The organism is Fundidesulfovibrio terrae, assembly GCF_022808915.1.
Lineage (GTDB): Bacteria > Desulfobacterota > Desulfovibrionia > Desulfovibrionales > Desulfovibrionaceae > Fundidesulfovibrio > Fundidesulfovibrio terrae.
On record NZ_JAKZFS010000004.1, the window covers coordinates 419,709 to 426,526 of the forward strand.

Below are 6,818 nucleotides of genomic sequence, written 5' to 3' on the forward strand. Positions count from 1 at the left end.
TTTTCAGGGCAGGCTTAGATCTTCTGTCACCGAGGCGAAACGCCAACCAACCCCAAGGGAGGATGTCTGATGAATATGTTCTGTTACCAGTGCGAGCAGACCAGCCACGGCAAGGTGTGCGATAAGATCGGCGTGTGCAGCAAGGACGAAACCACTTCCAACCTGCAGGACCTTCTGGTCTACACCCTGCGGGGCCTGAGCCTGGTGGCCGAGGAAGGCCGCAAGGTGGGCGTGGTTGACGCCGCCGTCGACCGCCATCTGCCGGCCATGCTCTTCTCCACCTTGACCAACGTCAACTTCAATCCCGAGCGCTTCAAGGCCTGGATCAAGCAGACCGTCGACCTGCGCGAGTCCCTGAAGGGCAAGGTCAAGGCCGCGGGCGGGGCAATCCCCACCCACGCCAGCGTCGCCTTCGCTCCGGCCGCAGACCTGACCGGCCTCATCGCCCAGGCTTCCGAAGGCAAGGGCGGCATGAAGGACAACCCCGACTCCGATGCAGACATCGTGTCCCTGCAGCATATGGTGCTTTTCGGTCTGAAGGGCCTGTCCGCCTACGCCGACCACGCCAACATCCTGGGCGTGGAGAACAAGGAAATCTACGACTGGATCCACGAATCCATGGCCGCCGCCACCAAGCCCGGCCTGGGCATGGACTGGTGGTTCAACGCCTGCGTGAAGACCGGCCAGGTCAACCTGCTGGCCATGGAAGCCCTGGACAAGGCCAACACCGAGACCTACGGCCACCCCAAGCCCACCGCCGTCACCCTGGGCCAGCGCAAGAACAAGGCCATCCTCATCACCGGCCATGACCTCAAGGACCTGGAAGAGCTCCTGAAGCAGACCCAGGGCAAGGGCATCGACGTCTACACCCACGGCGAGATGCTGCCCTGCCACGGCTACCCCAAGCTCAAGGAAACCTATCCGCACCTCTACGGCCACTTCGGCACCGCCTGGCAGAACCAGCAGAAGGAATTCGCCCAGTTCCCCGGCGCGATCCTCTTCACCACCAACTGCCTGATGAAGCCCGCCCAGTCCTACGCGGACAACGTCTTCACCCACGGCCTGGTGGGCTTCCCCGGCATCAAGCACGTCGAGACCTACGACTTCTCCCCGGTGATCGAGCACGCCCTGAAGATGCCCGGCTTCACCGCCGACGTCCCCGGCAAGCAGGTGCTCACCGGCTTCGCCCGCAACGCTGTGCTGGGAGTGGCCGACAAGGTCATCGAGGCCGTGAAGTCCGGCGCCATCAAGCGCTTCTTCCTGGTGGCCGGCTGCGACGGCGCCAAGCCCGGCCGCAACTACTACACTGAGTTCGTTGAGAAGCTGCCCAAGGATACCGTGGTCCTGACCCTGGCTTGCGGCAAGTTCCGCTTCTTCGACAAGGACCTGGGCGACATCGGCGGCATCCCGCGCCTTCTGGACATGGGCCAGTGCAACGACGCCTACTCCGCCATCCAGGTGGCCGTGGCCCTCGCGAACGCTTTCAACTGCGGCGTCAACGACCTGCCCTTGTCCATGATCCTCTCCTGGTACGAGCAGAAGGCCGTGGCCATCCTGCTCACCCTGGTGGCCCTGGGTATCAAGGACATCCGCCTTGGGCCCACGCTGCCTGCCTTCGTCACCCCCAACGTGCTGAAGGTTCTGGTGGACAAGCTGAACATCATGCCCATCACCACCCCGGACCAGGACATTAAGGCCATCCTCGGCTAACCCCAACCCACCAACGCAATCCCATCCTCACCACCCGGGCGGCCGGCGCGAAAGCGCCGGCCGTTCGCGTTTTTCCGGCCCTGCGCGGGACGCGGCTGCGGCGAACGCCCGGCGAGCGCGCGGATGGACGAGAACCGGCGCGAGAGGGTCGATGAGGCGCAACTCATGGCGGCTGCACTTGATCAGAAGCGGAAAGAGGGTCATGAAGGTGAGGGACCGGACCGTGCCGGAAGGACGTTTCCGTCTCGGTCAAAGTCGTTTCGTGATCCGTTTCAGTCCGTCCACGCCCTCGACCTGAAGGAGCCGCATGGTGCGCCTCTTAGCTGGTATCCGAGCCATCTGCGCCGCTTTCTGCGTGCTCGCGCTGTCCACGCCGGCCCTGGCGGGCACCCCGGTCAAGGTCGGGGTCTACAACTTCGCTCCGCTGCTGTTCTACGAAAACGGCCAGGCCCAGGGCCTGTTCGTGGACGTGCTCAGGGACGTGGCCGCCAAGCAGCAGTGGGATCTCGAATTCGTGTTCGGTTCCTGGCCCGAATGCCTCTCCAGGCTTGAAAAAAACGAGATAGACATCCTGCTGTGCATGGGGTGGTCCGAGGAGAGGGAAGGAAAGTTCGATTTCTCCAAGGAGTACCTTTTCCTGGACTGGGGGGTGATCTACCGCCGCAAGGGAGCGCCCATCCATACCCTGTTCGACCTGGCGGACAGCGATTACGATCTCAAGAATAAATATGATTTCCGGCACATCGGTGGAAAGCGGGAATCCTCGCCGGGCAAGGGAACCCGCTTCACTATCGAACTGCCTCTCCACGAGAGCAGGCCGTGAACGAGGTAGCCTCTCTCGGACTCATCGGCCTGGGTTTCGGCGCGGGAGCCTTCGGCACCCTCATCGGGGCGGGCGGCGGATTCGTGCTCATGCCGATCCTCATGGTGCTCTATCCCGGCGATCCGGCCGAAACCCTCACCAGCATCTCGCTGGCCGTCGTGTTCTTCAACGCCCTTTCCGGCACCGAGGCGTACGCTCTGGCCCGGCGCATCGACTACCGCTCCGCCCTGCTGTTCTCGGCCGCCGCCCTGCCCGGGGCGGTGCTCGGGGCGCTGAACACCTCGGCCGTGCCCAGGCGCGCATTCGACGCCCTCTTCGGCGTGCTCCTGCTGGCCGGCGCGGCCTTCCTGGCCTTCAGGAGGCCCGCAGGGAACTCCAAGGGCTCCAAGATTCCGGGCAAGACGGTGCGCACCATCACCGACGCCCACGGCAACACCTGGACCTACCGCTTCAGCCCTGCCCTTGGAGCTGGGCTGTCCATGCTGGTGGGATACGCCTCCAGCTTCCTGGGCATCGGCGGCGGAATCATCCACGTGCCGCTCATGGTCTACCTGCTGGGTTTTCCCGTGCACGTGGCCACGGCCACCTCGCACTGCATCCTGGCCGCAATGTCGCTCTCGGGTGTGATGACGCACATCATCACCGGCGCGTTTCACCAGGGCGTCCACCGCACAACGGCCCTGGCCATCGGCGTGGTGATCGGGGCGCAGCTCGGGGCCAGGCTCTCCGAGCGCGTCGGCGGTGGAGCCATCGTGCGCCTGCTGGCCGGAGGACTCGGCCTTCTCGGCGTGCGGGTGCTTCTCCTGGCCACGGGAGTTTGGAAATAAGCAGCGAAAAATTTCGCCCGGTGTGACGCACGTCACAGGCGTGTGCCCCCGAGGGGCTTATTGTCGGGTCAACACGCGAGTGGAGGAACACAAGACATGAAAGCGATACGCAAGATCGTGGAGATAGACGAAGAGCTGTGCAACGGCTGCGGCGAGTGCATTCCGAACTGCGCCGAGGGGGCCATGTACATCGAGAACGGCAAGGCCAAGCTCAAGGCCGACAAGCTGTGCGACGGACTGGGCGCCTGCCTGGGCCACTGCCCCATGGGCGCCCTCAAGGTGATCGAGCGCGAGGCCGACGAATTCGATGAAGAGGCCGTGCACCACGAACTGGAAGCCATGAAGCAGGCCGAAGCGGCCCCCACCCTGGGATGCGGCTGCCCCGGCTCCAGCATGATGACCATGACCCGTCCCGCCGCTAGCGGCGGTTGCCCCGGATCGCGCGCGGCCAGCCTGAACCGCACCCCGGCCGCACCGGCTCCGGACGCCTCCACCAAGGAGTCCTACCTGGGACACTGGCCTGTGAAGCTGCGCCTGGTCCCGCCCGAGGCTCCCTTCCTGCGCGGAGCCGAAGTGATCATCTCTGCCGACTGCGCTCCCGTGGCCCTGCCCGATTTCAACAGCCGACTGGGCGGCAAGGTGGTCATGATCGCCTGCCCCAAATTTGACGACCCCCAGCCCTACCTGCAGAAGCTGGTGCAGATGTTCAGGTCCTCCGGGGTCAAGAAGGTCCAGGTGCTGCGCATGGAAGTGCCCTGCTGCACCGGGCTGGCCACTCTGGTGAAGCAGGCCGCCGACATCGCTGGGACCGGCGTGCCGGTCGAAGACCTGGTTGTCACCCGCACCGGCGAAGTGAAGGCCGCCGAGGCCCTGGGCCGGTTGTTCTAAGACGATTTGACGATGCGGCGCCAGGCGGGGTTCGGGACGGCGTCCGGAACCCCGCCTGGGGCAGCAAAGAGGGGCTGCTCACGAAACGGAAAATGAAGCACGCCACGCCTGTGGCGACAGTTGCTACGGCCTGGGCTTGCCCGTGCCGATCTTGGCGCTGCTCTGCGCCACAGGCAATCGCCGTCAGGTTGATATTGCTGGGAACATTGAATAGTTTGCAGGCCAGCCCAGGCGCTTCCCGGATAATCACACCCGCGGAAAAGCCCTTTTGAGCGGTCGATCGTACAGACAAGCCCACCCACGCATTGTTGCGTGAAATGTTGTTCCCAATCTCAATCTAACCACCCAGGTGGGCTGCCCATGATCGTAGTGGCCGGTGCCGGAAAATTGGCTGTGGAGCTTTTGGATGCCTTGCCGGGCATGATATCCGCCAAGGTGATCGCCTGGGCGGATGCGGCAATGGCCAAGGGGCCTTGTGTCGTTGTCCACGCCGGGTCAGGACGGGAACTCGATAGCATTGTTTCGTATTGCAATAAAACAGCATCCACACTTATCGAACTTGCGACAGGATCGCTGATTGCAAGCCACGCAACAAATTTCCCCGTGGTCGTCTGCCCCAATACAAACATTCTCATGCTTAAGTTCATGGCGATGCTTGCAACGAGCGGACACCATTTCAAGGATTACAACATCAAGGTTGTCGAGTCCCACCAGGCGGACAAATCCTCCGTGCCCGGAACAGCGGTCAGCATTGCCAGCTCCCTCGGCTTGCCGAGCGACAAGATACAGTCAGTTAGAGATCCGCGAGAGCAGAGTGATGCCTTTGGAATCCCGTCCGAGTATCTCTCCAGGCATGCGTACCACCGCATCGAGATCGAAGATCCAGTCTGTAAGATTTCTTTTGAAACAAAAGTATTTGGCCGTTCACCGTATGCGGCGGGCGTAGCCCAAATCATTTGCGCTGCTCGTTCCAACGCGCTTGAGAACCGGCACTACGACATCATGGGCTTTATTGAAAAGGGCTGGCTTTAACCCTCGCCCGATCTCTTGGGCTTCAACCCGATACGCTGCCCGTTGGCGTGCGATTATTTTCCCTTTCGTGAACGGAGGGCAAAGAGAAAGACCCTCCGGCGGCCAAAGGGACCAGTCCCCTGGGCCCCCCTGGAGCTTCGCGGGATTCGTCAGGTCGGCCAGGGGCTAGACCGGAAGGCGGGAGGAGGACTTGACCTCCCGGAGAGACAGGCTGGAGCGGATGGACGTCACCCCCTCGAGCTTGCGCAGCACGTCGGTCACGAAGGTCCCATAGGCGTCCAGGTCCGGGGCCACGATCATCAGGAAATAATCCGCCTCGCCGGTGACGTTGTGGCAGGACAGCACCTCGGGAATGTGCTGGACCGCCTCCTCGAACTGCGCCGGAGCGTCGCCGGTGTGGTTGGCGAACGAAAGCTGCACCATGGCCAGCACCCCGAAGCCCATGCGGCGGCGGCTCAAATTGGCCTGGTATCCCTCGATGTACCCGTCGGTCTCCAGCCGCTTGAGCCTGCGCCAGCACGGAGTCTCGCTCAAGGACAGCGCCTCGGCCAGACGCGCGTTGGACATGCGTCCTTCCTCCTGGACCAGCCGTAGGATGCCACGGTCCACCGTGTCCAGGTCGTTTTCAGCAAGACTCTTCTTCATGTTGCACCTTGTTTGGGATAATCTTTTCGATTCCTGTGCGATCCACTCGGAGAAAGCAAGGCAATTTCTCCGCCGGGGCGATATCCTTCCAGCAAACGTCCAGGAGGATCGCCGTGATCGAGGCTGGTTTCGTTCCCATGTATCTGGCCGCGCTGGCTGTCGTGTATCTGACCCCCGGGCCGGACATGGCGCTGGTCATGGCCACGGCGGCCCGCAGCGGCGCGCGCGCCGGGTTTTTCAGCGCGGCGGGCATCGCGGTCGCGCGATTCGCGCACGTCATGGTTTCCGGGCTTGGGCTGGCGGCGCTTCTCGCCGCGCAACCGCTGTTGCTGGGCGCGGTGCGCACGGCTGGCGCGGTCTATCTGGCGTGGCTGGCCTGGAAACTCTGGAGCGCCCCAGCGGACCGCGACGGACCGCAAGATGCAGACGCGTCGCCCAGGGGCGCGGTGTTGCGGGGCTTCGCCACCAACCTGCTCAACCCCAAGGCGCTGCTGTTCTGCGGCATGCTGCTGCCGCAATTCGCCTCGCCCGGGCGCGGCCCGCTCCTGCCTCAGTTCGTCTGGCTGGGCGTGCTCCTGGTGTGCATGGGGCTGATGTTCGACACTGCCTACGTCCTGGCCGCCAGCGGACTGGCGCGGCGGGTGAGCCTTCCGGCGAAGTTCGGACGCGCCCGGAACATGGCCATGGGGTCGGTGTTCCTGGCCCTGGCCGCGAGGCTCGCGGCAGGGTGAGGGGGGGGCGGGGCGTTGCCCCGAACCCCATAAGGGGGGAAGGCGAAGATGCCTCCGGCGGCCAGAGATGGCGCTGCCCTCTCTGGGCTCTCCCGCCAGGGGGATGATCCCGCCTTACCCCTCAATAAGCTTCGCGGGCCTGACCGGCATATGCCGGTCAGG

7 protein-coding genes are annotated in these 6,818 nt (G+C 63.8%); 6 read left to right on the top strand and 1 reads right to left on the bottom strand.

What is annotated here, in order from left to right; translation table 11 throughout:
- Positions 1-75 precede the first annotated feature (75 nt).
- From hcp to ML540_RS14725, 5 genes are all read left to right on the top strand, one after another.
- Complete coding sequence (hcp, locus tag ML540_RS14705) at positions 76-1,710, top strand: hydroxylamine reductase (RefSeq protein WP_243362755.1); 1,635 nt, start codon at positions 76-78, stop codon at positions 1,708-1,710.
- A gap of 307 nt (positions 1,711-2,017) precedes the next feature.
- Positions 2,018-2,533, top strand: coding sequence for a transporter substrate-binding domain-containing protein (locus ML540_RS14710; RefSeq protein WP_243362718.1), 516 nt, complete (start codon positions 2,018-2,020; stop codon positions 2,531-2,533).
- Positions 2,530-3,360: a sulfite exporter TauE/SafE family protein gene (locus ML540_RS14715; protein WP_243362720.1), complete on the top strand. Its 831-nt coding sequence runs from the start codon at positions 2,530-2,532 to the stop codon at positions 3,358-3,360. Before ML540_RS14710 ends, ML540_RS14715 begins: the two co-directional genes overlap by 4 nt.
- A 96-nt stretch (positions 3,361-3,456) precedes the next feature.
- Positions 3,457-4,248 (top strand): ATP-binding protein, encoded by a 792-nt coding sequence (locus ML540_RS14720; protein ID WP_243362722.1) that lies wholly within the window; start codon positions 3,457-3,459, stop codon positions 4,246-4,248.
- A gap of 360 nt (positions 4,249-4,608) precedes the next feature.
- Positions 4,609-5,280, top strand: coding sequence for a dihydrodipicolinate reductase C-terminal domain-containing protein (locus tag ML540_RS14725; protein ID WP_243362723.1), 672 nt, complete (start codon positions 4,609-4,611; stop codon positions 5,278-5,280).
- A 165-nt stretch (positions 5,281-5,445) separates the two neighbouring features.
- Here ML540_RS14725 and ML540_RS14730 read toward each other — a convergent pair whose 3' ends face one another.
- Positions 5,446-5,925 (bottom strand): Lrp/AsnC family transcriptional regulator, encoded by a 480-nt coding sequence (locus ML540_RS14730; protein WP_243362725.1) that lies wholly within the window; start codon positions 5,923-5,925, stop codon positions 5,446-5,448.
- 113 nt (positions 5,926-6,038) lie between these two features.
- Here ML540_RS14730 and ML540_RS14735 point away from each other — a divergent pair, with 113 nt between their 5' ends.
- On the top strand, positions 6,039-6,656 hold the full coding sequence (locus ML540_RS14735) for a LysE family translocator (RefSeq protein ID WP_243362728.1): 618 nt from the start codon (positions 6,039-6,041) through the stop codon (positions 6,654-6,656).
- Positions 6,657-6,818: the final 162 nt, after the last annotated feature.

Bases quoted from the DNA above. Each gene is read 5' to 3' on its own strand.
- hcp (WP_243362755.1), top strand. From the start codon at position 76: ATGTTCTGTTACCAGTGCGAGCAGACCAGCCACGGCAAGGTGTGCGAT.
- ML540_RS14710 (WP_243362718.1), top strand. From the start codon at position 2,018: ATGGTGCGCCTCTTAGCTGGTATCCGAGCCATCTGCGCCGCTTTCTGC.
- ML540_RS14720 (WP_243362722.1), top strand. From the start codon at position 3,457: ATGAAAGCGATACGCAAGATCGTGGAGATAGACGAAGAGCTGTGCAAC.
- ML540_RS14725 (WP_243362723.1), top strand. From the start codon at position 4,609: ATGATCGTAGTGGCCGGTGCCGGAAAATTGGCTGTGGAGCTTTTGGAT.
- ML540_RS14730 (WP_243362725.1), bottom strand. From the start codon at position 5,925: ATGAAGAAGAGTCTTGCTGAAAACGACCTGGACACGGTGGACCGTGGC.